This window comes from Brevibacterium sp. SIMBA_078, from assembly GCF_046534565.1.
GTDB lineage: Bacteria > Actinomycetota > Actinomycetes > Actinomycetales > Brevibacteriaceae > Brevibacterium.
The window spans coordinates 1-248 of the sequence record NZ_JAWRYQ010000446.1; the positions used below are offsets into that span (position 1 = coordinate 1).

The 248-nt window shown below is 35.5% G+C and carries 1 protein-coding gene; it reads right to left on the bottom strand.

The features are described 5' to 3' along the window. On the bottom strand, positions 1-248 hold a 248-nt coding region (locus SB749_RS20360), incomplete at both ends, for a hypothetical protein (protein WP_410711907.1).

The window sequence follows — 248 nt, forward strand, 5'->3', positions numbered from 1 at the left end:
TAAGCATCTCTTGTAGGGACTCATCTAATTTTTCAATGGTTTTTAAGTCATCAGGTCCTTTATGATGTAAGCGTGCATCTGCATCAGGAAAGTAAGCAAGTGTAAATGGTGGTAGTTGTTTCTGCATTAATAAATACTTAAATTCATTCACCGTAAAATCGTTACTAACCCCCATCTTATCCCAAGCAAATTTTTGTAAGTGATTATTTGGACTCAATTGGGACAATACACCAAAGGAAAGAATCGTC